Below are 26,449 nucleotides of genomic sequence, written 5' to 3'. Positions count from 1 at the left end.
TTGAATCCCGTAATATCATGCTTTTCTGCTGATCTTTCATACCCTGAGATCTCCTATCCTGCCTGAGAATTTTATTGTTCGATTGCCGCATTTCCGTAACACATATCCTTGTTCAAAACTGTTCATCTTTTATATATTGAAAAGCCGTCCGCTCTTGCAGAGCGCCAGTTAACATGGGAATTGAGTGCGTGGGGAGAAAGATCTCAACCAGATATAGATGAGCGAGTTCAATGTTCAATGTTCAATGTTAATACCTTGCCATCCTGTATATTGAAACCAGGAAAATGAAGGTTGCAACCTTCGACCTTTGTTTACCTGTTAAAATCCTGCAGTACTACTTCGGCGCACACAACAGATGGTATATGCAATGCCCAAACAGAGGTAAGGAGCTGCAGTTACTGTTCATGCGGGGATTTTTTCTTATTCATGGAACATCAGCGGGAGTATTCTGACGCAGGCTCCCTTTGCGCTTTGCTTTACGCTTACAGGACACTGACTTTCTCTTGTTACAGCAGACCATAAAAAAGGGGTTCCTTTGCGAAACCCCTTTATCGTCATCACTGCTGAGCGCGTTAGTTATCCAGCGCGTAAGCAATCACGTAATCACCACGATCCGGCGACTGGCGTGCGCCACCCGCAGAGATCAGGATGTACTGCTTGCCGGTGGTTGGCGAAACGTAGCTCATTGGGCCGCCCTGGCTGCCCACCGGCAGGCGTGCTTTCCACACCTCTTTACCGGTTGAGCTGTCGAAGGCGCGCAGATAGTAATCTTGCGTACCGGCGATAAACACCAGGCCGCCCTGCGTGGCCAGCGTACCGCCCAGCGTTGGCATGCCTACCGGCATCTGTGCGTGCATTTTAATACCGAAAGGACCGGTATCCTGCACGGTACCGACCGGCACCTGCCATACCACTTTCTGCGTTTTCAGGTCTACCGCAGTCAGCGTGCCGAACGGCGGCGTCTGGCAAGGAATGCCCAGCGGCGACATAAAACGGTTTTTATTGACCGCGTATGGCGTGCCTTTTAACGGCACCGCGCCCATACCGGTGTTAATCGCTTCACCGCCGTTGCTGCCACGAGAGATAGCTTCCGTTTTCGCCGGAATCATCTGCACCCACAGGCCGAGACGCATATCGTTAACAAAGATGTAGTGATTGTTGGGATCGGTTGACAGGCTGCCCCAGTTCATTCCGCCCAGCGAGCCCGGGAAGCTCAGTGATTTGTCGGTGCCTGGCGGCGTGTATAAACCGTCATAGCGCATGCCTTTAAAAGCGATACGGCAGGCGAGCTGATCAAACGGCGTCGCTCCCCACATATCGGACTCTTTCAGGGTTTGTGCACCAATCTGCGGCATACCCACCGATTTCGGCTGCGTATCCGGATAGTGTTCGCCTGGGATATTGCCTTTTTTAACCGGGACTTCTTTCACTTCCGTCAACGGCTGGCCGGTGTGGCGATCCAGCACAAAGATCTGACCGGCTTTGGTGCCAAACACCACCGCTGGCGTGCTGCCGCCCTCTTTGTTAGGGAAGTCGATCAGCGTTGGCTGCATGGGAATATCAAAGTCCCACAGATCGTTATGCACGGTCTGATATACCCACTTTTCCTTACCGGTAGTCGCATCCAGCGCAAGGATCGAGGCGCCATATTTGTGATCCAGCGGCGTGCGGTTCGCGCCCCATAAATCCACTGACGAACTGCCCATCGGCAGGAACACCGTATTGGTGGCCGGATCGTAAGACATCGGCGCCCACGAGTTTGGCGTGCTGCGAGCATAGTGCTGGCCCGCTTCCAGCGCGGCATTCGGGTTCTGATTGCCTGGGTCAAATGCCCAACGCATCTGGCCGGTAATGACATCAAAACCACGCAGTACGCCGCCAGGCATATCGGTCTGCACGTTATCCGCCACGCGGCCGCCTACCACTACGGTGGTGCCTGCCAGCGTGGGTGCTGAGGTCAGCTGATATTTCGGATCGGCGGCTTCACCCAGACCCGCTTTCAGATCAACGATGCCTTTGTTGCCAAACGATTCACAAAACTCGCCGTTGTCGGCGTTGACCGCAATCAGACGTGCATCGATGGTGTTCATCAACAGGCGACGCTGACAGCTGTCACCGGCCGCCAGCGTGGCCGCAGGTACCGGCGTTGAGCCAGGCTCAGAAGGCTGCTGAACGGGTTTGTGCGCATCAAAGTAGGCTAAACCACGGCAGCGTGGCCAGACTTCAGCTTTGGCGTTGATTTCGCGTTTCCAGATCTCTTTACCGCTGTCAGCATCCACTGCGATGATGTTGTTATGCGGGGTGCAAAGGTAGATGCGATTACCTACCTGCAATGGCGTCTGCTGATCTTCTGCGCCGTTGCCGGTTGGACTTTCAGGTATGTCGCCGGTACGGAAGGTCCAGGCCACTTTCAAATCTTTGACGTTGTCGCGGGTAATCTGATCAAGCGCCACGAAGCGACTGCCACCTGCCGTATTGCCGTAGTGATCCCAGTCTTTCTGCTCTGCGCCCTTCTCTACCGGCACCAGCGGCAACGCTTTGCCCTCAAAGGCGACAGTTGGATGCGGCTGGAACATCTGCACCAGCGTGGTTAGCATGCCGAGCAGAATCACTGCGCTCAGGCCCCAGGCGATACCCGCCCTGCCTGTTTTGCCTTCACGCTTACGCAGCGCAGGCCAGGTTAGCAGCGCCAGCATAAACAGGCCAGCCGGCACCATCAGGCGAGAAACCAGCGCCCAAAAATCGATGCCCACTTCCTGCAGCGCCCAGATCAGCGTGCCAATAAAGACCAGGCCATACAGCAGCACCGCAGACGATCTGATGCGGAAGAATTGAATGGCCGACAGCACGGTGACGATGCCAGCCAGCAGGAAGTACCAGCTGCCTCCCAGCGAGACCAGCTTGCCGCCGCCGATCGCAAAATAGAGCCCGGTCGCAAGCAGCACGAGCCCCAGTAAAACAGACCATATCGCCAGGCCTTTCGACGACCGGGCTTTTGTTTCAGCCATAACAACATTCTCCGTGAAAATAGTGCGTCCGAACGCTGCCATCCTGGAGGGAAGGCACGCGGGCATTTTCAGTAGTTAACCAAAGGTATAATCAGATTTTGTGCCGACACGGAATAACACAGCATAGGCGCTATCCGCCCGACATCAATATTGTACCATTTGGTTCATACTAGGGTGAATCGATAACTTCGTTATTACGTGGCAATAGCATTTTGGCTACAAAATAAAGCCAGGCTTTTAGTGGAGTCAGCTGAGTAAGGCGGATGAGCGAGGGGATTAATTAAGCAGCAGATAAAAAAACAGGGCCCCGCGGGACCCTGATTGTTACTTTTTGTTCTTTTTCAGATGCGACAGCAGACGCTTACGTTTACGCTGCTGCGTTGGCGTCAGCAGGTTACGTTTACCCGCAAACGGGTTTTCGCCTTCTTTGAACTGAATACGAATCGGCGTACCCATTACGTTCAGCGAGCGGCGGAAATAGTTCATCAGGTAACGCTTGTAGGAATCGGGCAGATCCTTCACCTGATTGCCATGGATAACCACGATAGGCGGATTGTAGCCACCGGCATGGGCATATTTCAGCTTCACGCGACGTCCACGCACCAGCGGGGGCTGATGATCTTCTTCCGCCATGGTCATGATGCGCGTCAACATGGAGGTGTTGATACGTTTGGTGGAGCAATCGTAGGCTTCGGTTACCGACTCAAACAGATTGCCCACGCCGCTGCCGTGCAGGGCAGAGATAAAGTGAATGCGGGCAAAATCGATAAAGCCCAGACGATGATCCAGCGTCTCTTTCACTTCATCGCGGATTTCCTGGCTCAGGCCATCCCATTTGTTGACCACAATCACCAGCGAGCGACCGCTGTTGAGAATAAAGCCCAGTAACGAGAGATCCTGATCGGAGATGCCTTCACGCGCATCGATCACCAACAGCACGACGTTAGCGTCTTCGATCGCCTGCAGCGTTTTGATTACCGAGAACTTTTCGACGGTATCGGTGATCTTGCCGCGCTTGCGCACGCCCGCGGTATCGATAAGGATATACTCGCGGCCGTCACGTTCCATCGGAATATAGATGCTGTCACGCGTGGTGCCCGGCATGTCATAGACCACAACGCGATCTTCACCCAGAATACGGTTAGTGAGCGTTGATTTACCGACGTTAGGACGCCCAACGATAGCCAGCTTGATTGGCAAACCGGTTGGATCGAACGCTTCCTCTTCTTCTTCCGCTCTGGCAACCGCTTCGATCTCTTTCTCTTCCAGATCGGCCCAGTAGGCGGCGTTCTCTTCCTCTTCGGTCAGCTCTTTCGGTTCAACCTTGTCGATCCACGGCAGCAGCACGGTTTCCATCAGGCTGGTAACGCCTCGACCATGTGATGCGGCGATCGAATGGATATCACCCAGACCCAGCGAATAGAAATCGAGAATAGCGGCGTCCGCATCCAAACCATCAGTTTTGTTGGCGACCACCAGGGTTGCCTTCTGACGGGAACGCAGGTGTTTGGCGATCGCTTTGTCCGCAGGCATCAGGCCCGCGCGCGCATCAACCATAAACAACACCACATCAGCTTCTTCAATCGCCAATAGCGACTGCTCCGCCATACGGGTTTCCACGCCCTCTTCGTTGCCGTCAAGACCCCCGGTATCGATCACGATATAGTCGCGCCCTTCAACTTCAGCACGTCCATATTTGCGATCGCGTGTCAGACCAGGAAAATCCGCTACCAGCGCATCTCGCGTATGCGTAAGACGGTTAAACAGGGTGGATTTTCCCACGTTGGGACGCCCAACCAGCGCGACCACAGGTACCATAACAATGCCTCATTACTTAAAATTTAATTGCCTGAATGCGGTAATTATACCTTTTCGTGCCTGTGTTGCAGGCCATCTGGCACTGATAAACGCAAGCATCGGCAGGAATAATGCCCCTGAAAGGGGTTTGGTTCAGGCTGAAGGCGCTAAGGATAACACGCCGGATGAAAAACGAAACGGCCCCTGATAATCAGGAGCCGTTAACAAAGCCAAACCGTGTCGGACGTTAGCGCGTAATCGCGTAAACTTCGCCGTCTTTTGACTGAATAACCAGTTTGTCGCTGGCTACTACTGGCTCGCTCTGGAAGCCGGAGCTGTCAACCTTCTGCTGAGCCACAAAACGGCCATCAGTGGTATTCAGCCAGTGCAGGTAACCTTCGCTGTCGCCGACCACCAGATAACCGTTAAACAGTACAGGTGAGGTCAGGTTACGGTGCAGCAGATCGCTTTGACGCCAGATAGCTACGCCACCATCCGCATTCAGGGCGATCACGCGATCGTCCTGATCGATCAGGTAAATGCGGCCTGCATCAACGATCAAATCTTTAACGCCGCCGATCTCACGCTTCCACAGAATCTGGCCGGAACGCAGATCCAGCGCCGTCAGGTTACCGTTATAGGCCAGCGCGTAAACCACGCCATTAACGATTACTGGCGTAGTATCCACGTCGCTCAGGCGATCAATTTCTGTCGCGCCGCTCGGCTGGGAAATACGCTGCTGCCAAATCAGCTGGCCCTGGTTAAGAATAACCGCGCTAACGCGACCGTTATCTCCACCCACGATGGCGCCACCAAAGGCCACGGCTGGTGCTGATTCACCGCGCAGTGAAAGCGCAGGCATATCAAGGTTAACCGACCATTTCACCGCACCGCTGTTCTGATCCAGACCCTGCAGCATGCCATTGCTGGTATGCACCAGCACCAGGCCATCACTGACTACCGGGCGGGACAGTGCTTCGCCCGCCACGTTGGTTTGCCAGTTGATTGAACCATCCGCGCTGTTCAGGGCATAAATCACGCCGCGCTCACTGCCAATGTAGAGCAGTGAACCTGCTGCGGTGATTCCACCAGACAGTAAGGCAGAATGATTTTTCGAGAAGAAGCCGGTTTTCTCAGAGAGATCGACCTTCCACTTCTCTTCGCCATTGCTGGCATCAAGCGCCTTTACCACGCCAAAACGATCGGCAGCATAAACGGTGCCATCCTGCCAGGCGGGATGCAGATTTGAGTAGAAATCGCCGATGCCATCACCAACGGATGTGCTCCACGCTTCCTGCGGATTAAACTGGTTTTCTACTGTTGGCAACGGGGCCATTTTTACTACATCTTCTTCGCCGCTAAACAGCGAACAGCCGCTGAGTAAGGTGACTGAAATCAGTCCGGGCAGCAGGTATTTACGTAATTCCATGCGCTCTCTCTTGAATGGCTTAACCTAAGTTATTCATTTTCATCTGCATCATTTGCTTCAACGCCGGAGACGCATCCGATGCAATGCCCTTGCTCCAGGCGTCACGCGCGCCCTGCTTGTCGCCTTTGCTCAGCAGCGCTTCACCACGAATATCTGCAATGATTGCACTCCAGCCTTCGCCTTTGACCGCATCAAGGGTCTTCAGCGCTGCCTCAGCCTGTTTCTGCTGTAGTTGCACGCGGGCCAGACGTAAATTCAGCACCGCCTGCAGATTCTCATCTTTTGTCGCTTTCAGGCCGGTTTGTAACTGGGTAGCTGCCTGATCAAGCTGCTGCTGATCGACATACTGTTTTGCCAGATCCAGCGCCGCCAGAGCACCATAAGTGTTGTTATTCTCGCTGGCAAACTTCGCCACCGCTTCCAGCGTCTGCGGGCGGTCGCCCTGCATAGCCTGCGTCACTTTCTGGTAGTTTGCTGAAATCTCTGCGCTGTTGCTGACCTGATGGCCTGTCCAGTAGCGCCATCCTGCCAGCGCGCCAATGCCAATAATCACGCCAACCGCCAACGCTTTACCGTTGTTGGCAAAAAAACGACGCAGCGCATCAACCTGTTCGTTTTCGTTGTTATAGACTTCCACGCAATCCTTCTCCTTACACTGAGTGATGGTGCCGCGCTGTGCTTAGGCCAGTAAGGCCTGCAGCGTCGTGGCCAACTCGCTTTGCGCCAGCGTTTGCTGCTCGCCGTTGCGCAGATCCTTCACCACAACCTGATTGGCTGCCACTTCATCTTCGCCCAGCACCAGGGCCACACGCGCGCCCCACTTATCGGCACGAGCAAACTGTTTTTTGAAATTGCCGCCGCCGAAGTTAGTCATCAGCTTTAACTGAGGCGCTGCATCACGCAGTTTTTCAGCCAGCTGCATGGCGGCTGACTGCACGCCCTGCCCTGAAGCGATAACATAGACATCAACAATGCGGGTCGGTTCAAATTCCGGATTCACCGCCTGAACCAACAGCACCAGACGTTCCATACCCATCGCAAAACCAACGGCTGGCGTCGCCCGCCCGCCAAGCTGTTCAACCAGGCCATCATAGCGGCCACCGCCACACACGGTGCCTTGTGAACCCAGGCTGGTAGTCACCCATTCAAACACGGTGCGATTGTAGTAATCGAGCCCACGCACCAGGCGCTGGTTAATGGTGTAAGCGATACCGGCATCGTCAAGCAAGGCGCACAGGCCTTGGAAATGCGTACGCGAGTCGTCATCAAGATGATCGGCCAGCGTCGGCGCATCGTTAAGCAGCGTTTGCACATCAGGATTTTTGCTGTCGAGCACGCGTAAAGGGTTGCTGTACATGCGGCGCTTACAGTCGTCATCAAGCACATCTTTATGTTGCTCAAGGAAGGCGACCAGCGCATCACGATAGGCTGCTCGCGCCTCAAGTGAGCCGATAGAGTTGAGTTCGAGAGAGACGTGATCGGCGATGCCCAACGCTTTCCACCAGCGGGCGGTCATCATGATCAGTTCGGCATCAATATCTGGCCCTTGCAGGCCGAAAACCTCAACGCCCATCTGATGAAACTGACGATAGCGGCCTTTTTGCGGGCGCTCGTAACGGAACATCGGCCCCATGTACCACAGGCGCTGCTCCTGATTATAAAGCAGGCCGTGTTCCACACCGGCACGCACACAGCCAGCGGTGCCTTCCGGGCGCAGGGTCAGGCTTTCGCCATTACGATCGTCAAAGGTATACATCTCTTTTTCAACGACATCGGTGACTTCGCCGATAGCGCGCTTGAAAAGCGGCGTCTGTTCCACCAGAGGTAACCGGATTTCGCTGTAACCATAACTGGCCAGCACCTGTTTCAGGATACCTTCGATGCGCTGCCATACCACGGTATCGGCAGGCAGATAATCGTTCATGCCGCGAATGGCCTGAATATTCTTCGCCACGGGTTCTCTCTCAAATTATTGTGCAGGCGGAGTGCCTGCTGATTAACGCGCAAACGCGGTTAAACAGGAAATAAAAAACCCGGGCATCTTACCTTAATCACGGCGTTGACGCCCAGGTTGATCGTGGAAGCAGGCTTACTTTTCCAGCAGCTGCACATCAATGCGACGATTCTCATCAAGCATTGCGGCTTTGGCGCGAATACGTGCTTCCAGCTGATCGATCATATCGAGGTTATCAAGACGCTCGCGCTGGCGAACGCCATCTTCATAAAAACCGCTTTTCTTATTGCTGCCGGTGACGCCCAGCGTGGAAATCAGCGCTTCGCCCGGTCCGTTCACCACACAACCGATGATCGAGACATCCATCGGCGTGATGATATCTTCCAGCCGCTGTTCCAGCGCGTTGACCGTGCCGATGACATCAAACTCCTGACGTGAGCAGGTTGGGCAGGCAATAAAGTTGATGCCGCGTGAACGGATGCGCAGTGATTTAAGAATATCAAAGCCTACCTTCACCTCCTCCACCGGATCGGCAGCCAGCGAGATGCGCAGCGTATCGCCGATGCCTTCAGCCAGCAGCAGACCCAGACCGATCGCTGATTTGACCGATCCCGCACGCGCGCCGCCCGCTTCGGTAATGCCGAGATGCAGCGGTTGCTCAATTTGCTTCGCCAGCAGGCGATAGGATTCTACGGCGAGGAAGACATCAGAAGCTTTGACGCTGACCTTGAACTGATCGAAATTAAGACGATCAAGGTGATCAACGTGGCGCATGGCCGATTCCAGCAGGGCCTGTGGCGTAGGCTCGCCATACTTTTCCTGCAGATCTTTTTCCAGCGATCCGGCGTTGACGCCGATGCGAATAGGAATGTTGTAATGACGCGCGCAGTCAACCACCTGACGAATACGCTCGTTGTTACCAATGTTGCCTGGGTTAATGCGCAGGCAGTCGACGCCATATTCCGCGACTTTCAGGGCGATACGATAGTCAAAATGAATATCGGCCACCAGCGGGACATCGACCTGCTGTTTGATGAGTTTAAACGCTTCGGCGGCATCCATAGTTGGAACAGAGATGCGGACGATATCAACGCCAACGCGTTCCAGCGCTTTGATCTGCGCTACCGTGGCGGCAACATCAGTTGTGCGGGTGTTGGTCATGGACTGAACGGCAATCGGCGCGCCGTCGCCCACCGGCACCTTGCCGACGTAAATACGTTTTGATTTGCGACGGATAATGGGTGCTTCGTTATGCATTGTCTCTCTCTCCACAATTGCCCGGGGACGCAGAGATGGCGTTATTGTGCGCCAATCGTCAGGCGGGCAACCTGGTTATTACGGATAAAACGGCTCAAATCTACGGGTTGACCCTGATATTGAATCTGTACGGCACTCGGCGCGCCGATTTTTACACGGTAAGGCGCGGTGCCGGCAAGGCTGAGTTTACCACCACTACGTTGCATTCCGCTGAACAGTTTTTTACCCGCAGAGTCGGTCACTTCCAGCCAGCAGTCGGCGGAAAAGTTCAGCACCATTGCGTTGGGATCAACCGCTGGCGAACTTACGCCAGCGGTGTTGGTAGGCAGTGCGCCATTTTCAGGTGCGGAAGGACTCACCGCAGCCTGATTGGATGGCGCTGTTGCGCTGCTGTTGTTCAACGGTACGCTGGTTGCTGGCGCAGCGTTGGTCGCCGCATCAGTAGCCGTGCCAGCCGCAGCATTGGCGCCGGTTTGCGCGGCACCTTCGCTGTTTTCATCAGGTGGCGTTGGTGCCGGTGTCTCTTCACTGCTGCTCTCATCGGTCAGCGGAATTGACTGACTGTTATCACCTGATGCGCTGTTTTGATCGGACAAAGAGACCAGATCGTCCTGAGCAGCTTTGTGATTCTGCCACCACCAGGCGCCGGTCAATCCGACCACCACAAACAGGACCAGCCAGGTGAAAATCATCAACCAGCCGTCGCGTTTTTTCCGCCTTTTGCCCAGCGAAAAGCTCTGCATTGGCTCAACTTTGGCAGCGCGAATTGGCGTCTGCTTCGCCATCATTGGCAAAAGCTCTTCCTCTGGGACATGAACCAGACGCGCATAAGAGCGGATGTAGCCACGTAAAAACGTGGAGGCCAGATCGGGCGGAGATTTGTCTTCCTCAATATCACGCACGGTGATGAGTTTCAGACAAAGGCGTTCAGCAACATTCTGCTGGCTCAGGCCCATATGTTCACGGGCGAGGCGCAGGCGCTCACCGGTGGAATTTACTGCTGATTTTTCTTGAGTGGCTTCAGTATTCATTAGCTAAAAAATGCTGGTGCTGTATCGATTGTGGAAAATTTCGCGCCAGCTGGTCACCATAACGTGTCACGTTAAGGATGTCGCCATGCAGCGCGGCGAAACGAATCTCTAACCACAGGCTTTCTGCAGAAGCAGGCAGGCTGCGTTGATATATATCTAACAAAAGCCGGGTTTTACCCCACTCTCGCTTTCCAAATCGCCTTTCGGCTTCGGCCAGCATCGGTACGCTTTTTTGCCTGTCGGCATCAAGCGCTGCGGTTAACTGCTGTTTTGCCTGGTCCAGCTTGTCCCTTTGCAGATCGCAAAAACCCGCCAAAGCCAGACTGTCAGCGTTTATGCCTGGCTGATTGAGCTTCCGTGCCCGAATAAACTGTTGATGCGCTTCATCATACTGCCCTAAACCGCAGAGAAACGCACCGTAATTGTTAAGCACGTGACCTTCGTTTGGCGCAACGTTACGCGCCTGCTGATAATGATGACGCGCCTGTGCAAGGTCGCCTTGCGCCTGCCGTAAACGGGCCAGTGCCAACTGGACACGGAAATCAGCCGGTGATGCCGCCTGTGCCCGCAACAGGTTGCGTTCGGCAGCAGCATAATCAGCCATTTCCAGCCACGCCAGTCCCAGTTGCAGCCGAGCCTGTGCGGCATCCCGATGCTGATTCTGGACACAGCCGCTTACAACTAAGCATAGCCACAACAAAAAGAGTAATCGTCCTTTATGCATAACGCCTCCCTGATCATGAAGGCGTTATGCTAGCGTCGGTCCAATAAAAGCTATAGCAAACCACTGGGCATCGGCGGCTTAAAAAATGGTTTTCAGAGGGCCTTCACAGATATCGCTTCACCGGCCATCTTGCGACGCAGGGTGCGTTTCGTCCGATCGATCACCTCGCCTGCTAACTGACCGCATGCAGCATCGATATCGTCGCCACGCGTTTTACGCACAATAGTAGTGAAACCGTAATCCATCAGCACTTTGGAAAAACGATCGATACGGCTGTTCGAGCTACGGCCATAAGGCGCGCCCGGGAAGGGGTTCCATGGAATCAGGTTGATTTTGCACGGTGTGTTTTTCAGCAGCTCCGCCAGCTGATGCGCATCATCAGTGCTGTCATTTACATGATCCAGCATGACGTATTCGATGGTCACACGCCCCTGATTGGCGTTGGATTTAGCGATATAACGTTCTACCGCCGCAAGGAAAGTGGCGATATTGTACTTTTTGTTGATCGGCACAATGTCATCGCGAATGGCATCGTTTGGTGCATGAAGAGAGATCGCCAGCGCGACATCGATCATATCGCCCAGCTTGTCCAGCGCTGGCACAACACCAGACGTTGACAAGGTAACGCGACGTTTCGACAGGCCAAAGCCAAAGTCATCCAGCATGATTTCCATCGCTGGAACAACGTTATTCAGGTTAAGCAGCGGTTCGCCCATGCCCATCATCACCACGTTGGTGATAGGACGCTGGCCAGTGATTTTTGCCGCACCAATGATTTTTGCCGCACGCCACACCTGGCCGATGATTTCGGATACGCGCAGGTTACGGTTAAAACCCTGCTGCGCCGTTGAGCAAAACTTACACTCCAGCGCACAACCTACCTGTGAGGAAACGCACAGGGTCGCGCGATCGGCTTCGGGGATATACACCGTTTCAACCAGCTGATCGCCGACGCGAATTGCCCATTTGATTGTGCCATCCGTCGACCGCCACTCTTCCGCCACTTCAGGCGCACGGATTTCGGTGAGATCCTTCAGTTTGCCGCGCAGCACTTTGTTGATATCGGTCATCTGATCGATATCGTCGCAGCAATAGTGATAGATCCATTTCATCACCTGATCGGCACGGAACGGTTTCTCTCCCAGAGAAAGGAAAAACTCGCGCATCTGCTGACGGTTTAAATCGAGCAGGTTAATTTTTTCGCGTTTAGGAGAAACAACCACGGGGGAAGCGGACGCAGGCGTCACAATGTGTTCAGACATAATATTCTCTGGCCTCGTTATTACACGTTATGGCTCGGTATGTGAAAGGAAAAAAAGCGCCTCCGGCGAGGCATACTCACCGGAGGCGCATGATTGTACAAACATCTTTACTGCTATGCCACGTCAGCCGACGCTTTAGCGTTAATTAATTTGTAAACGTCGCTTAACGTTATCCGCAGAATTAACGGGTACGTGGGCAGATTTCGCCTTCGCCGAAGAAATAGGCGATTTCGCGGGCTGCAGACTCAGCAGAGTCTGAACCGTGAGTCGCGTTTTCAGTGAAGCTATCAGCGTAATCAGCACGCAGAGTACCTGCCAGCGCGTTAGCTGGGTTGGTTGCGCCCATCAGATCACGATGACGCTGAACGGCATTTTCGCCTTCCAGCACAGAAACCACTACCGGGCCTGAGGTCATGAATTCAACCAGACCGTCAAAGAAGGGTTTGCCCTGATGTTCCGCATAAAAACCTTCCGCCTGCTCTTTGCTCAGGTGCAGCATTTTGCTGCCAACGATTTTGAAGCCAGCGCTTTCAAAACGATTGAAAATGGCACCGATAACGTTTTTAGCAACCGCGTTAGGCTTAATAATAGAAAAAGTACGTTCTGTAGTCATGTTGACCTCTGTCTGATCTTGCGGGTTGAGCCGGTTAAAAGGGCGTGTCCGGCCGAAAATGGCGCCGATTATAGGGGCGTTAACCGCCGATGCCTACCGTAATTCCTGAATTAATTCAAAAAAGTCGATCACCGTAGCGCCATGCTGGCTGACAAACTCTACAGCATGGGCTGCGCAGGGAGAAGTGGGGCGAAATCTGAAAGCCGCCTTATCCAGCCTGGGTCGCCCCGCTGGTTGGCACGCACGAATTTCAGTTGAGCAACGCGGTAGAATCGCCGACACTCTTTTCACACCCGACTGACAATGAGGCCGCAATGAGTTCCTCTTTTTTCGTAACAGCTGACTGGCTGGCAGAACATCAACACAATGGCGACGTGCAGATCCTTGACGCCCGCATGCTGCCGCCGGGGCTGGAAAAAACGCGCGACGTGAACGCTGAATACCTGGCTGAGCATCTGCCAGATGCACCCTTTTTCAACGTTGAAGCGCTTTCCGATCATACCAGTCCCTATCCGCACATGATGCCGCGCGCTGAGAGCTTTGCCGTTGCCATGCGTGAACTCGGCATCAGCAGCGACCGCCATTTAGTGGTGTACGATGAGGGCAACCTCTTTTCTGCACCGCGCGCCTGGTGGATGCTGCGCTGTTTTGGCGTGGCGCAGGTCTCTATCCTCGCCGGCGGTTTACAGGCGTGGAAAAAAGCGGGTCTGCCGTTGGTCAGTGGACCAGTGACCTTACCGGAAGCGGAATTTACTGCCAGCTGGCTACAGGATCCGGTGAAGCGTGTCACCGACGTGCTGTTGATCAGTCATGAAGGTAGCGCACAGTTAGTCGATGCCCGCGCTGCAAATCGCTTTCATGCCGAAGTGGATGAACCGCGGCCCGGACTGCATCGCGGACACATTCCCGGCAGCCTTAACGTACCGTGGAATTCGCTGGTGAGTGAAGGCGAGCTGAAAGCAGAACATGAGCTGCGTGCCCTGTTTGCCGAGGCTGGGGTTGATTTGACGCGTCCGATAGTCGCCAGCTGCGGATCCGGCGTCACCGCGGTGGTGGTCATTCTCGCGTTGCAAACTCTGGGCGTGAAAGATGTCACGTTGTATGACGGTTCATGGGGCGAATGGGGAAGCCGCGACGATCTGCCGATCGCCACCGATTGATGATAAAAAGGGAAGCGCAGTGCTTCCCTTTTTTTACAGAATACGCTCACTGCCTTTAAAATCACGCAGGAAACTGCCCCAGCGCCGCTCGTAGAAAGGGGTGATGTGCGCGTTAAAAAAGTGGCTAACGCCCCGCTCACCCTCTTTCACTTCACAAATGTCTACCGGTTCATCTTCCAGCAGCGTATCGGTTGCGACACTGCCTGCTGCCTGAATGATATTATCAATATCGCTTTCCGCTTCAATACCGATCAGCAAGTTCGCTGGCTGGTTAGCCTCTTCTTTGATCTGCGCCAGCCAGGCACGGCGTACCGGTTTATGCTTGCTGAACAACTGGGTCAGCGAGTCAATCATCTGCGCCGGCGGCTCTGCAATCTCAGACAGCAACAGAGAAACGCCCCCTTCCAGCACCGTCTGCTGACTCAGCGCACTGCCCTCTTTATCCAACAGATGGGTAATTTCCCGTGGCGAAAACTCTTTGCCGGTAGGCAGTTTCGGATTGAGAAACAGCGTTTCACCCTGCGTGATTTCAAACAGCGTGCGCACTGGCATTCTTACCCAAGCCTGTTCACCGCTAATGGCCTGCTGCATCGCCTGCTCAGAGGTAAAAAAGGGCACCACCAGCGTGCCATCTTCTTTTTCCCACTTTTGTAAATCAACCGGCGTATCTGCGCTCATCTCTGCCTGAGTACTTTCACCCGGCAGCCAGGCATCCGCCGCCAGCAGCAGCTGGAAAAACTCCGGCCGATGAGCCGGTTCCGTTGCTGCCAGCGCTAAGACCTCTTCCAGACGATTGGTGCTTTGCGTCATAGTGATATCCAATAATAAAGCGGCCGCAGCCGCCTGAAAGTTACTTCAACAGCAGGTTAGCAATGGTGCGCACGCCAAGGCCGGTTGCGCCAGCTGCCCACTGATCCACCGCGCCTTTGCGGTAGGTTGCCGAGCAGTCGATATGCAGCCAGCCCTGCTGATAATTCTCAACAAAGTAAGAGAGAAATGCTGCTGCGCTACTCGCTCCTGCCGCATGCGCCGGACTGGCGATGTTGTTCAGATCGGCAAAATTCGAAGGCAAATGGCTGCGATGAAACTCTGCCAGCGGCAGACGCCAGAAAGGCTCGTTTTCACTGGCCGCGCTGCCCATGACCGACTGTGCCAGCACGTCGTCGAAGGTAAACAGTGCATGATAATCATTGCCCAGCGCCGTTTTAGCCGCACCGGTTAACGTTGCCGCATCGATCAGCAGCTGTGGATGCTGTTCGCTGGCGTCGATCAGGCCATCAGCCAGCACCAGGCGTCCTTCCGCATCGGTGTTCATCACTTCGACGCTTTTGCCGTTGCGATAGCGAATAATGTCGCCCAGCTTGAAGGCGTTGCCGCTGACCATGTTGTCCGCACAGCACAGATAGAGCTTCACGCGCTTATCCAGACCACGCGAAATCGCCAGCGCTAGTGCACCGGTGACCGTGGCTGCTCCGCCCATATCCGATTTCATGGAATCCATGAATGCGCTCTGCTTCAGGCTGTAACCGCCGGTATCAAAGGTGATGCCTTTGCCGACCAGACAGGCGTAAACCGGTTCGTCGTCGTTGCCAGTTGGATTGTAATCCACCGCCAGCAGCACCGGCTGGCGGGAAGATCCACGGCCTACGGTGTGCAGGCCCATATAGCCCTGCGTACGCAGATCGTCGCCTTTGGTAATCCGGTAGCTTACCGCATCGCCGCCCTGTTCGCGGATTACGTCAACCGCACGCTGCGCCAGCTGCTCCGGCCCCAGCTCTTCTGCCGGCAGGTTAATGGTGTTGCGTACCCAGTCAATGATGGTTAACCGACGGCTGAACTCCGCCTGATCCTGCTCGTTGAAGGTTGGCCAGTTAACCTGACGCTCCCCTTTCGCACCGCGATAGCCCTGCCAGAATGACCAGCATTTTTCCATATCCCACTCATCGCCACTCAGGGTGACATGGCGGATACCCTGACCATCAAGACGGCGCGCGGCGCGCTGAATGGTCGCCGCAGCATCGTGGCCGCTAATATGGATGGTCATTCCCTGATCGTTACTGCTGAGAATGGCTTTTTCGCCCCAGCGTGCATCTGCCGCCGCTGTTGACAGCGTTACAGGCATTGTTGTTGTCATCGCATGACTCCTTGTTGCATGGATATTTTTTACTGCGCTATGTTGCGCCTGCACAGCCTAATTATCCAGATTAACACAAACCATTAACCTCTGGTTTTCCTGACGGCGATCAAAAAAGCCAGCGTTCCGTAAAGAACCGCTGGCTTTTAAGCACACCGAAAAATGACTTAACGCGTGACGATCTCACCTGCCTTCCACGCCTGCCACTGCGGTGAGTGCGCACGCAGACGCGTCAGTGATTTCGCAATCAGCGCAATCGCGTAATCGATCTCTTCTTCACTGCTGTAACGACCCAGAGAAAAACGGATTGAGCTGTGCGCCAGCTCCTCATTCAGCCCCATCGCACGCAGCACATAAGAGGGTTCAAGGCTGGCCGAGGTGCAGGCTGAGCCAGACGACACCGCCAGATCTTTCAGCGCCATGATCAGCGATTCACCGTCAACATAACCAAAACTGACGTTAAGCACCGTGGCAGCGCTGTGCTGCAGATCGCCATTAAGCGTTACCGCTTCCAGCTGGCTCAGCCCCTGCCACAGCCTGTCGCGCAGTGTACGCAGCCGTGCCATCTCTTCCGGCATTGTCTCTCTGGCGATGCGATATGCTTCACCCATGCCAACGATCTGATGCACCGGCAGCGTGCCGGAACGCATACCGCGCTCATGGCCACCGCCGTGAATCTGGGCGTCGAGGCGAATACGCGGCTGGCGACGCACATAAAGCGCGCCAATACCTTTCGGACCGTAGACTTTGTGAGCGGAAAAGGACATCAAATCTACCGGCAGCGCAGTGAGGTCGATCGGCAATTTCCCCACGCTCTGCGTGGCGTCAACATGATAAAGCACGCCGCGCGCTCGACACATTTCGCCTATTGCGGCGATGTCCTGAATCACACCGCTTTCATTGTTAACGTGCATGATCGAGACCAGCACCGTGTCGTCGCGGAAGGCAGCGGCCAACTGTTGCAGATCGATCAACCCATTGGGCTGCGGCGTCAGCCAGGTTACGCTGAAACCTTCACGCTCCAGCTGTTCACAGGTATCCAGCACCGCTTTATGCTCGGTCAGGCTGGTAATAATATGCCGGCCCTTGCTTTGATAAAAGCTGGCTGCGCCTTTGATCGCCAGATTATTGGCTTCGGTCGCCCCTGAGGTGAACACGATTTCGCGCGGGTCTGCTCCGATAAGATCGGCCACCTGATTGCGGGCGACATCAACCGCCTCTTCTGCCTGCCAGCCATAACGATGCGAGCGAGACGCGGGATTACCAAAGGTTCCGTCAAGCGTCAGGCACTGCATCATTTTTTCAGCAACACGAGGATCGACCGGCGTAGTCGCCGCGTAATCGAAATAGATGGGTAGTTTCATTGCTCCTGAACTCCGTCAAGCACGCATAAGGTGCTTCATATTATTCCTCCCTGCGCAAACGGCAGAGAGGAAGAGGGTCAGGGTGAATCAGGCGCGCAGGTTGACGTTGATCGTCTCCTGAACACGGCTGTTCTGGAAGCGGCGGTTTTCATGATCCTGACGATCGGCAACGTCGAGGATCTCCTTGTTATTCACCAACTCAGCGAGATTGATGTTATTAAGGAAATCACTGATGCGTTCGCTCAAATCGCGCCACAGGACGTGCGTTAAGCAGCGCTCACCGCCCTGACATCCTTCTTTACCCTGACATTTGGTGGCATCAACCGACTCATCGACAGCGGTAATCACTTCACCCACTGAGATAGCTGCGGCTTCTTTGCCCAACAGATAACCGCCACCCGGTCCCCGTACGCTGGCCACCAGGCCGTTTTTACGCAGGCGCGAAAACAGCTGCTCGAGATACGACAGCGAAATGCCCTGCCGTTCTGAAATGTCCGCTAACGGCACAGGGCCATCGTTGGAATGCAGGGCGACATCGAGCATAGCGGTAACAGCGTAGCGGCCTTTGGAAGTCAGTCTCATGGCTTAGCAACCTCAGTCATCTTCCGGATATCAGAAGGGTAACAGTTAACAGATGGTCGCAAGTCTGACATTCCCGAGTGTTTTGGTCAACTATTTACCCTGGTAAAACACTCAACTATTTAACCTGGTAAAACAGTCAACTATTATGCGCGTTTTTTCGCCTTATTTATCGCCGGTTTTTTTCTCAAATGAGGCCAGCATGCCGCGCAGAATATTCAGTTCATCACGTTCAGGACGCGCACGCGTAAACAGACGACGCAGCTTGCTCATCACCTGTCCAGGATTGCCTTCGCGAATAAAACCGCTGGTCAGCATCATTTTTTCCATGTGCTGATAGAAGCGCTCCAGATCGTCCACTAATGGATACGGTGATTCGCCATACTGCGGACGCTCCTGCTGCTGCGATTGCAGCCACGCCATGCGCACTTCGTAGGCGATAATCTGTACGGCCATCGCCAGGTTCAGCGAGCTATATTCCGGATTAGCCTGAATCGCGACATGATAATGACACTTTTGCAGTTCATCATTGGTCAGGCCAACGCGCTCGCGACCAAATACCAGCGCCACCGGCGCCTGTTCGCCCTCTTCAACGCTTTTCACGCCGCATTCACGGGCATCCAGCATTGGCCACGGCAGCGAGCGCGAACGCGCACTGGTGCCGACCACCAGGCTACAGCCCGCGATCGCTTCATCCAGCGTGTCGACAATTTTTGCATCGCCAATGACATCGCTGGCGCCCGCCGCCAGAGAGATCGCCTGTGAGTCAGGCTTGACCAGCGGATTAACCAGATAAAGGTTCGTCAGCCCCATGGTTTTCATTGCGCGGGCAACGGAACCCATGTTGCCGGTGTGAGAAGTTTCAACCAGTACAATACGTATATTTTGCAGCATAGCAGTCACGGTCAGGAATATAATTGCTCAATGCTAACATAAAAGCAGGACTTTGCCCGAACTCGCTGCTATACTTCGCGCCGTTTTCCCGTTCTTTAACATCCAGTGAGAGATACCGATGCATCCGATGCTCAACATCGCCGTGCGCGCTGCGCGCAAGGCCGGCAATTTAATCGCCAAGAATTACGAAACTCCGGACGCTGTCGAAGCCAGCCAAAAAGGCAGTAATGACTTCGTCACCAATGTTGACCGCGACGCTGAACGCCTGATTATTGAGGTGATTCGTAAATCTTATCCGCAGCACACCATCATCACCGAAGAAAGCGGTGAGTTGCCAGGCGAAGATCAGGATGTTCAATGGGTTATCGATCCACTGGATGGCACCACTAACTTCATCAAACGTCTGCCCCACTTCTCTGTTTCTATCGCTGTGCGCATCAAAGGCCGCACCGAAGTCGCTGTGGTTTATGACCCAATGCGCAATGAACTCTTTACCTCTTCACGCGGCCAGGGCGCTCAGCTCAACGGCTACCGTTTGCGTGGCAGCACCGCTCGCGATCTGGATGGCACCATCCTGGCGACCGGCTTCCCGTTCAAGAGCAAACAGCACGCCACGCCGTTCATCAATATCGTTGGCAAGCTATTTACCCAATGTGCTGACTTCCGTCGCACCGGCTCTGCCGCACTCGATTTAGCCTACGTTGCCGCTGGCCGCGTTGATGGCTATTTTGAGATTGGTCTGAAGCCATGGGATTTTGCGGCAGGTGAACTGCTGGTGCGTGAAGCTGGCGGTCTGGTCACTGACTTTGTTGGCGGCCACGGTTATCTTGCGTCCGGTAACATCGTTGCCGGTAACCCGCGCGTCGTAAAAGCGCTGCTGGCAAATATGCGCGATGAACTGAGTGAAGCGCTGAAGCGCTAAGATCTCTGGCATCATAAAAAAGGCGGAGCATAATGCTCCGCCTTTTTTTATCGCTGAAACAACGGCCTCAGGCCTCCGGATAGCGCCGGTTCTGCACTGAACCAGAGCAGGCAACCCGCCAGTACCAACAGCAGGCCACCGCTCAGGGCGAGCAGCGGCAGGCCGATGCCGGCAAGTCGCGCAGGCTGACGATTGATCTTCACTGCCAGCGCGCGGGCGCTCTGTACCAGCAGCGCCATCGCCGTGACGGTCAGCGCCGTGCCTGCTGCCATCACCAGCGCGGACAACACCCCCCAGTAATAGACGCCCATCACCTTAGCGAACAGTAACATCATCAGTGCCCCGGAACAGGGACGAAATCCCATCGATAACACCAGCAGCAGTTCGGTTTTCCAGCCAACCACCGATGCCAGCTTCTGACTGTCGGGCACGTGCTGATGGCCGCAACCACAGTTGGCATGATGAGCGTGATCGATGGCATGCAGCTGCAAAATACGTGGCCGTGGCTTTAACACACGCCAAAGGGTTTTGCCGTTGCGCCAGCAGAGCCAGACGCCCAGCAACGCCACGAGTAAAAAGCTGCTTTTTTCCAGCCAGTAACTGCTGAGATGCAGCTGCCGCGACGACAGTTGCAGCACCACTAACAGCAACGTCACCAGCGCAATCGCCATCAATCCCTGCATCAATGCAGCCAGCAAGGTCAGCCGAATGCTGGTTTTTAACTGCGTCGGATGGGTTGCCAGAAAAGTCGCAATCACTACTTTGCCGTGCCCCGGCCCGGCTGCATGTAGCACGCCGTAAATAAAACTGAATCCAAGCAGCGCACCGCCCGCCTGCGAGGGATGCGCCGCAGCTTGTTGCAGCAAGGCGGTCATCTGCTGATGCAGCTGCTTTTGCCAGATTACGCTTTGCAACAGCAGCTGTGGCCAGTAATGCCAGCAGAGCAGCGCCAGGCCAATAAAACCCGCGGCAAACATCAGCCACGGCCAGCGCACACGCGACGGTGCGGGATGGGAAATCAATGACATGTCAGGGTTACCGTTTGCGCAAACTGTCGGCCTAAGTCCATCTCCTGCGGGGGTGCATCTGCTTTATCCAGTGACAACGCGTAAGCCTGCATCGAAGCATCTGGCTTTGGTGTGTGCAGGCTGAGCTGGCACTGCGCTTTCAACGATTCTGGCAGGGTCAGCGCCTGAGCATTGTCGTAGAACATATCGACAAAGTAGGTGGGATCGAAGGTCAGAATGCGATAGGTCGCCTTACGCAGCGGCTGTGGATGCGCCAGCGGCAGGACAAATTCCAACACCGCTTTCGGTCCGGCGCGGGAAAGATGATATTCAGGCGGCAAATTTTTAAATTTAACCGCCTGCTTTTGCTGCCAAAATTCGGTGAAATAGTGCTGACCGAGCACGTTGGCCATTACCTCAGCCGCCAGCTTTTTCCACACTTCGGAACCGGGTTTGGCCTTGCCGGCATCATAAAGCAGATCGGCAGAGGTAATTTCATCCATGGTCCAGATCATTTTTAAGCCGGTGAGCGAATCGCCTTCGGTCACCAGACTGGTTTTTATCGAGATAAAGCTGTGCGGATGCGACCACGCAGAAGGTGAGAGCAGTGCCAGCAGACAAAAGAAGTATTTATGCATAGTAACGTTACAATATAACAATCCATTTTTTATGTATCTATTCTTCAGTAAATATCTGTGACATCACCCGAAGCTCTGAATAAAAGCGGCACAATCTCTCGGTCTTTACAGGCAGTTTGTCTACGCTTAATGCTGTTATGGCTGGCTGGAATCACACATTATGAGTGCTGCTTCATCGCTTTTCACCAGTTCACAACGCCGTTGTCATCTGCTGTTGTTGCTTTATCTGCCGACTTCCTCGTTGCGTATTGAGCGTCTTGCCGAGCTCAACGCTGTCACCGTGGAAACGGTAAAGCAGGATATTGCTGAGGTGGAAGAGGAGATCCGGCGTTATCACCAGCTCGATCTTCACTGGCCTACAGCTGAAAGCATTGAGTTGCGTGGCGCTGAACTGAACCGACGTCTCTGTTTGCTGCATACGCTGCGGCGCGGCCTGCGCGTGTCGCCCGATTTTGTGCAGCAACACTTTGCGCCCGTGCTGCGACAGACGCTGGGCAAAAAGCGCGTCGATAAAGCGCTATATGATGAAAAGAATTTGCAGGCGCTGATTATGCACTGCGCCCATCGTCTACAGCGCACCTTCGCGCCACGTGACTGCCTGTTTCTGCAGATTTATATGCAGTTTATCCTTGGTCAGGCGACAGCCAGCGAATTCAATGCCACACAGCTGCAATGGCTGGCGGATAAGCCAGAGCGCGAGGCCGCCAGCGAGCTGATCGGTTACTGGCAAAAGCGTTGTTATCCGGTGCCGGTGGAAACTGAAGTCGCCTTCTGGACGCTGCTGTTTTGTCAACTACATACGCCCGCACTACAGCACGACAGCCATCCCTCACAGCAGAAACTGCAACGGTCAATTGATGCGCTGATTGCGCGTTTTGAACAACAAGCGGGCACGCCGTTTCGCGACCGAACCGGGCTCGGGACTCAGCTCTATTGCCACATGGCACAGGCGCTGGAGCGCTGCCATTTTGACGTCGGCATTGATAATACGTTAACCGAAGAGATTACCCGTCTGTATCCGCGGCTGCTACGAACCACTGCCGTCGTACTGCAACCCTTTGCTGATGAATATTGCATTCGCTTGTCGGAAGAGGAAGTTGGGCTTATTGCGGTGATATTCGGTGCCTGGCTGATGCAGGAAAATATGCTGCAGGAGAAACAGGTGCTGCTGCTAACCGATGACGATCGTCTGCTTGAGCAGGAAATTGAACAGCAACTGCGCGAAATGACGCTGCTGCCGCTTAATATCAGCTATCAGTCAACGGCGGCGTTTCAGCAACAGGGTGCGCCCAAGGCGGTTTCGCTGGTGATTTCACCTTATGCCATCACCCTGCCGCTCTATTCGCCGCCGCTGGTGCACGCTGAGCTACCGATTAGCGTGCATCAACAGCAGCGCATCCGCTTACTGCTTGAGTCCTGATGAGGTTGCGCGCGGCCGCAGGAACAGCGCCGGTAGCGTGACCAACGCCATTACCCAGAATACCTCGCCATGAATATGCTGAAACAGCACGCCGCAGATCATAGTCATCACCGCTATGCCACCGCCCATCGCCAGTGCGGAATAGGCGGACTGCAGGCGAATCACCTCGGCGCCCTGCCGTGAGGCGATAAAGCGCATCGCCGCCAGATGACACACTGTAAAGCTGCCACAGTGCAGAATCTGCGCCACAATCAGCCAGGGCAGCGTGGTAGTAGCGCCCAATAATCCCCAGCGTACCAGCGCACAGACGGCGGAAAGCAGCAGCAAATCGCGCGCCTGCCAGCGGCCGAACAACCGTCCACTTAGCGCGAATACCACCACTTCAGCCACCACGCCCAGCGACCACAGATAGCCGACCACGCTGGCGGAATAACCTGCCTCCTGCCAGTAGATCGCGCTGAAACCGTAATAGGCGGCGTGCGCGCCCTGCATCAGCGTTACGCAGAGCAGGAAACGCCAAACGCTGTTATCGCACAACATCTGTTTCCACGCCTGCCAGCCGCCCTGCTGCTGGGTTCGCAACGATCCTTGCGGCATTGAATGCGGTTTCAGCAGCATGCCAACCAGCAGCGCGGTCAGACCAATGGTCAGCAGCAACAAGATCGCCTGTGCTGACCAGGCGCTGACCAGCATGCCGGTGAGCGCGGAGCTGATCACAAATGCCAGCGATCCCCACAGACGCACCGGGCCATAAACCAGACCAATCTGCTGCGTCCAGGTCGCGGCCAGCGCATCGCTGAGCGGGACCAGCGGTGAAAAGAACAGGTTAAAACCCACCATGATCAGCAGCAACCAGAGCCAGCTCTGACTGAGCCAGAATCCCACGGCAAACAGCCCGGTCAGCAGCGCCAGCAGACGAAGCGCGGTAACCAGCTGCGCCGGGTTTCTCACCTGCGAGGCGATAAACAGGCTGCCGACAAAGCGGGCAATCATGCCTGCGCCCAGCAGCAGACCGATTTTTTCGGGCTCAAGGCCGGTGGCTTTTAACCAGACAGCCCAGAAAGGCAGATAAATACCGTAGGAAAAAAAGTAGGTGAAGTAGGCCAGACCGAGCCAGCGGGCAGAACGAATTGTCATCTTTTCTCCGACAAACAGGGTGCAGCAGCAGCAGCAGACCCAACGCCCAATCCTGTTCAGGCGCATAAAAAAGGACAGCCTGAGCTGTCCTTTAGGAAAACGTTCACTGATTGATCAGGCGTAAACCGGGAAGCGCGCGCAGAGATCTAACACTTTCTGCTTGATGCGTTCACTGGTCGCTTCATCATTGATGTTATCGAGGATGTCGGCAATCCAGCCAGCCAGTTCACGCACTTCGGCTTCTTTAAAGCCGCGACGCGTTACCGCTGGCGAACCGATACGGATACCGGAAGTCACAAACGGACTTTTTGGATCGTTCGGCACGCTGTTTTTGTTTACGGTGATATTGGCACGACCCAGCGCGGCGTCTGCTTCTTTACCGGTGAGGTTTTTGCTGACCAGGTCAATCAGGAACAGGTGGTTATAGGTGCCGCCAGAGACGATATCGTAGCCGCGCTCAATCAGCACTTCCACCATCGCCTTGGCGTTTTTGGCAACCTGCTGCTGATACGTTTTGAATTCCGGTTCCATCGCTTCTTTAAACGCGACCGCTTTACCGGCAATGACGTGCATCAACGGGCCGCCCTGGCCGCCCGGGAACACGGCGGAGTTCAGTTTCTTATACAGCTCTTCGTCGCCACCTTTAGCCAGAATCAGGCCACCGCGCGGACCGGCCAGCGTTTTGTGCGTGGTGGTGGTGACGATATGCGCGTGCGGCACCGGATTTGGATACACATCGGCGGCGATCAGGCCGGCAACGTGTGCCATATCCACAAACAGCCATGCGCCGATGCTGTCGGCGATTTCACGCATTTTTGCCCAGTCACAAATACCGGAATAGGCGGAGAAACCACCGATGATCATTTTCGGCTTGTGCTTCTGCGCCTGCGCGGCGAGATCGTCGTAATCGATTTTGCCGGTTTCATCGATGCCGTAAGGCACAACGTTATAGAGCTTGCCGGAAAGGTTAACCGGAGAGCCATGCGTCAGGTGGCCACCATGTGCCAGGTTCATGCCCAGAATGGTGTCGCCAGGCTGCAGCAGCGCAGTGTACACGGCGAAGTTTGCCTGTGAGCCAGAGTGTGGCTGAACGTTGGCGAAATCGGCACCAAACAACTCTTTCGCACGGTCAATTGCCAGTTGCTCAACGATATCGACATATTCACAGCCGCCGTAATAGCGTTTGCCCGGATAACCTTCAGCGTATTTGTTAGTGAGCTGAGAACCCTGCGCCTGCATAACGCGCGGGCTGGTGTAGTTTTCAGACGCAATCAGTTCGATGTGCTCTTCCTGACGCACCTTTTCTTGCTCCATCGCCTGCCATAATTCGGCATCGTAATCGGCAATGTTCATTTCACGCTTTAACATCCGCATCTCCTGACTCAGCTAACAAAAACGGCATTGATTGCCCCTTTCCGGGGCGAAGGGCCACAGTGTAAACGGTTTTCCCAGGCGACGGTAGCCGCAGCCTTTATTTTTACGCAATCGATTGGCATGCTGATTGTCAGCGAACTTTTACGCTTTTTATTGCCGCAGGTGAGAGAGAAAAATTTTGCGCCGGTGGCGATAATTCCGTGCGCATCACAATTTTTGCACCTCATCAGTGCGGCTTTTGCTCGTCAATCACGGCGTGTGCCAGAGAACAAAAAGGGCGGCAGCACCCAGTGCTCCGCCCTTTCCGTTACTGCCCATGATCGGCGTTTAAATCGCCTCTTCGTCCTCTTCGCCGGTACGAATACGCACCACGCGAGAAACATCAAATACAAAGATTTTGCCGTCGCCGATTTTACCCGTCTGCGCCGTCTTCATAATGGTGTCGACGCAGGTGTCGACGATATCGTCAGCCACCACGATTTCGATTTTCACCTTCGGCAAAAAGTCGACCATGTATTCTGCGCCACGGTAGAGTTCCGTGTGGCCTTTTTGTCGACCGAAGCCTTTCACTTCCGTGACGGTCATGCCGGTAATGCCCACTTCGGCCAGCGCCTCGCGCACATCGTCGAGTTTGAATGGTTTGATAATCGCGTCAATTTTTTTCATAGCAACCCCTTTTTCCCCTCCGTGGTCGGACAGGTGATGTTCAGTATATCTGCTGTGGCGAACTTCCGACATGCGGATG

23 protein-coding genes are annotated in these 26,449 nt (G+C 54.7%); 3 read left to right on the top strand and 20 right to left on the bottom strand.

Features of this window, described 5'->3' with window-relative positions; genetic code table 11:
* Window positions 1-572 precede the first annotated feature (572 nt).
* The 10 genes from ACJY2L_RS08190 to ndk form a co-directional block, all read right to left on the bottom strand.
* The gene (locus ACJY2L_RS08190; protein ID WP_439212595.1) at window positions 573-3,008 is read right to left on the bottom strand and encodes a glucose/quinate/shikimate family membrane-bound PQQ-dependent dehydrogenase; all 2,436 of its coding nucleotides are present in this window, start codon (window positions 3,006-3,008) and stop codon (window positions 573-575) included.
* Window positions 3,009-3,332: 324 nt separating this feature from the next.
* Window positions 3,333-4,826 carry a ribosome biogenesis GTPase Der gene (gene der / locus ACJY2L_RS08185; protein ID WP_439212596.1) on the bottom strand — a complete coding sequence of 498 codons (1,494 nt, stop codon included), beginning with the start codon at window positions 4,824-4,826 and terminating at the stop codon, window positions 3,333-3,335.
* Between the two features lie 226 nt (window positions 4,827-5,052).
* A complete protein-coding gene (bamB, locus tag ACJY2L_RS08180; protein ID WP_067432861.1) occupies window positions 5,053-6,234 on the bottom strand; it encodes an outer membrane protein assembly factor BamB in 1,182 nt (393 codons plus the stop codon).
* A 19-nt stretch (window positions 6,235-6,253) separates the two neighbouring features.
* Window positions 6,254-6,871, bottom strand: coding sequence for a YfgM family protein (locus tag ACJY2L_RS08175; protein ID WP_067432863.1), 618 nt, complete (start codon window positions 6,869-6,871; stop codon window positions 6,254-6,256).
* Between the two features lie 42 nt (window positions 6,872-6,913).
* Window positions 6,914-8,188 carry a histidine--tRNA ligase gene (gene hisS, locus ACJY2L_RS08170; RefSeq protein WP_187485581.1) on the bottom strand — a complete coding sequence of 425 codons (1,275 nt, stop codon included), beginning with the start codon at window positions 8,186-8,188 and terminating at the stop codon, window positions 6,914-6,916.
* A gap of 135 nt (window positions 8,189-8,323) precedes the next feature.
* Window positions 8,324-9,445 carry a flavodoxin-dependent (E)-4-hydroxy-3-methylbut-2-enyl-diphosphate synthase gene (gene ispG / locus ACJY2L_RS08165; protein ID WP_067432869.1) on the bottom strand — a complete coding sequence of 374 codons (1,122 nt, stop codon included), beginning with the start codon at window positions 9,443-9,445 and terminating at the stop codon, window positions 8,324-8,326.
* Between the two features lie 41 nt (window positions 9,446-9,486).
* Window positions 9,487-10,476, bottom strand: a complete 990-nt coding sequence (rodZ, locus tag ACJY2L_RS08160; protein WP_439212597.1) for a cytoskeleton protein RodZ — start codon at window positions 10,474-10,476, stop codon at window positions 9,487-9,489.
* Window positions 10,466-11,200: a type IV pilus biogenesis/stability protein PilW gene (pilW, locus tag ACJY2L_RS08155; protein WP_439212598.1), complete on the bottom strand. Its 735-nt coding sequence runs from the start codon at window positions 11,198-11,200 to the stop codon at window positions 10,466-10,468. Before pilW ends, rodZ begins: the two co-directional genes overlap by 11 nt.
* A gap of 92 nt (window positions 11,201-11,292) precedes the next feature.
* Window positions 11,293-12,462 carry a bifunctional tRNA (adenosine(37)-C2)-methyltransferase TrmG/ribosomal RNA large subunit methyltransferase RlmN gene (locus ACJY2L_RS08150; protein ID WP_439212599.1) on the bottom strand — a complete coding sequence of 390 codons (1,170 nt, stop codon included), beginning with the start codon at window positions 12,460-12,462 and terminating at the stop codon, window positions 11,293-11,295.
* Window positions 12,463-12,643: 181 nt separating this feature from the next.
* Window positions 12,644-13,075 carry a nucleoside-diphosphate kinase gene (gene ndk / locus ACJY2L_RS08145; RefSeq protein ID WP_067432881.1) on the bottom strand — a complete coding sequence of 144 codons (432 nt, stop codon included), beginning with the start codon at window positions 13,073-13,075 and terminating at the stop codon, window positions 12,644-12,646.
* A 314-nt stretch (window positions 13,076-13,389) separates the two neighbouring features.
* Between ndk and sseA the strand changes: the two genes are divergently transcribed.
* On the top strand, window positions 13,390-14,235 hold the full coding sequence (gene sseA, locus ACJY2L_RS08140) for a 3-mercaptopyruvate sulfurtransferase (RefSeq protein ID WP_067432884.1): 846 nt from the start codon (window positions 13,390-13,392) through the stop codon (window positions 14,233-14,235).
* 33 nt (window positions 14,236-14,268) lie between these two features.
* On the opposite strand, the gene sseB is transcribed toward sseA, so the two are convergent.
* The 5 genes from sseB to trmJ all read right to left on the bottom strand — a co-directional run bounded on the left by sseB (window position 14,269) and on the right by trmJ (window position 19,206).
* Window positions 14,269-15,045 carry an enhanced serine sensitivity protein SseB gene (gene sseB / locus ACJY2L_RS08135; protein WP_209501553.1) on the bottom strand — a complete coding sequence of 259 codons (777 nt, stop codon included), beginning with the start codon at window positions 15,043-15,045 and terminating at the stop codon, window positions 14,269-14,271.
* 40 nt (window positions 15,046-15,085) lie between these two features.
* On the bottom strand, window positions 15,086-16,369 hold the full coding sequence (gene pepB, locus ACJY2L_RS08130) for an aminopeptidase PepB (RefSeq protein ID WP_067432890.1): 1,284 nt from the start codon (window positions 16,367-16,369) through the stop codon (window positions 15,086-15,088).
* 167 nt (window positions 16,370-16,536) lie between these two features.
* A complete protein-coding gene (locus ACJY2L_RS08125; RefSeq protein ID WP_439212600.1) occupies window positions 16,537-17,733 on the bottom strand; it encodes an IscS subfamily cysteine desulfurase in 1,197 nt (398 codons plus the stop codon).
* 87 nt (window positions 17,734-17,820) lie between these two features.
* A complete protein-coding gene (gene iscR, locus ACJY2L_RS08120) occupies window positions 17,821-18,315 on the bottom strand; it encodes a Fe-S cluster assembly transcriptional regulator IscR (RefSeq protein ID WP_067432902.1) in 495 nt (164 codons plus the stop codon).
* 162 nt (window positions 18,316-18,477) lie between these two features.
* A complete protein-coding gene (trmJ, locus tag ACJY2L_RS08115) occupies window positions 18,478-19,206 on the bottom strand; it encodes a tRNA (cytosine(32)/uridine(32)-2'-O)-methyltransferase TrmJ (RefSeq protein WP_067432905.1) in 729 nt (242 codons plus the stop codon).
* Window positions 19,207-19,324: 118 nt separating this feature from the next.
* Between trmJ and suhB the strand changes: the two genes are divergently transcribed.
* Complete coding sequence (gene suhB, locus ACJY2L_RS08110) at window positions 19,325-20,128, top strand: inositol-1-monophosphatase (protein ID WP_067432908.1); 804 nt, start codon at window positions 19,325-19,327, stop codon at window positions 20,126-20,128.
* 47 nt (window positions 20,129-20,175) lie between these two features.
* Here the strand turns inward: suhB and ACJY2L_RS08105 are convergent, their stop codons facing one another.
* Entirely contained in the window at window positions 20,176-21,156 is a 981-nt protein-coding gene (locus tag ACJY2L_RS08105; RefSeq protein ID WP_439212601.1) for a nickel/cobalt transporter, read from the bottom strand.
* On the bottom strand, window positions 21,147-21,773 hold the full coding sequence (locus ACJY2L_RS08100) for a DUF1007 family protein (protein WP_067432913.1): 627 nt from the start codon (window positions 21,771-21,773) through the stop codon (window positions 21,147-21,149). The genes ACJY2L_RS08105 and ACJY2L_RS08100 overlap by 10 nt, the downstream gene beginning before the upstream one ends.
* A gap of 160 nt (window positions 21,774-21,933) precedes the next feature.
* On the opposite strand from ACJY2L_RS08100, the gene csiE reads away from it, so the two are divergent.
* On the top strand, window positions 21,934-23,193 hold the full coding sequence (csiE, locus tag ACJY2L_RS08095) for a stationary phase inducible protein CsiE (protein ID WP_439212602.1): 1,260 nt from the start codon (window positions 21,934-21,936) through the stop codon (window positions 23,191-23,193).
* On the opposite strand, the gene ACJY2L_RS08090 is transcribed toward csiE, so the two are convergent.
* The 3 genes from ACJY2L_RS08090 to glnB all read right to left on the bottom strand — a co-directional run bounded on the left by ACJY2L_RS08090 (window position 23,176) and on the right by glnB (window position 26,370).
* Window positions 23,176-24,330, bottom strand: a complete 1,155-nt coding sequence (locus ACJY2L_RS08090; protein WP_439212603.1) for a 3-phenylpropionate MFS transporter — start codon at window positions 24,328-24,330, stop codon at window positions 23,176-23,178. The two genes, csiE and ACJY2L_RS08090, sit on opposite strands and share 18 nt — an antisense overlap.
* Before the next feature lie 114 nt (window positions 24,331-24,444).
* Window positions 24,445-25,698: a serine hydroxymethyltransferase gene (glyA, locus tag ACJY2L_RS08085; RefSeq protein WP_187485573.1), complete on the bottom strand. Its 1,254-nt coding sequence runs from the start codon at window positions 25,696-25,698 to the stop codon at window positions 24,445-24,447.
* A 333-nt stretch (window positions 25,699-26,031) separates the two neighbouring features.
* Window positions 26,032-26,370, bottom strand: coding sequence for a nitrogen regulatory protein P-II (gene glnB / locus ACJY2L_RS08080; RefSeq protein WP_067432919.1), 339 nt, complete (start codon window positions 26,368-26,370; stop codon window positions 26,032-26,034).
* Window positions 26,371-26,449 lie beyond the last annotated feature (79 nt).

This window comes from Duffyella sp. Ts4, from assembly GCF_051851875.1.
Taxonomy (GTDB): Bacteria; Pseudomonadota; Gammaproteobacteria; order Enterobacterales; family Enterobacteriaceae; genus Duffyella; species Duffyella gerundensis.
Note: the sequence above shows the minus strand (reverse complement) of the source record. Positions and strands in the feature narration are given on the sequence as shown.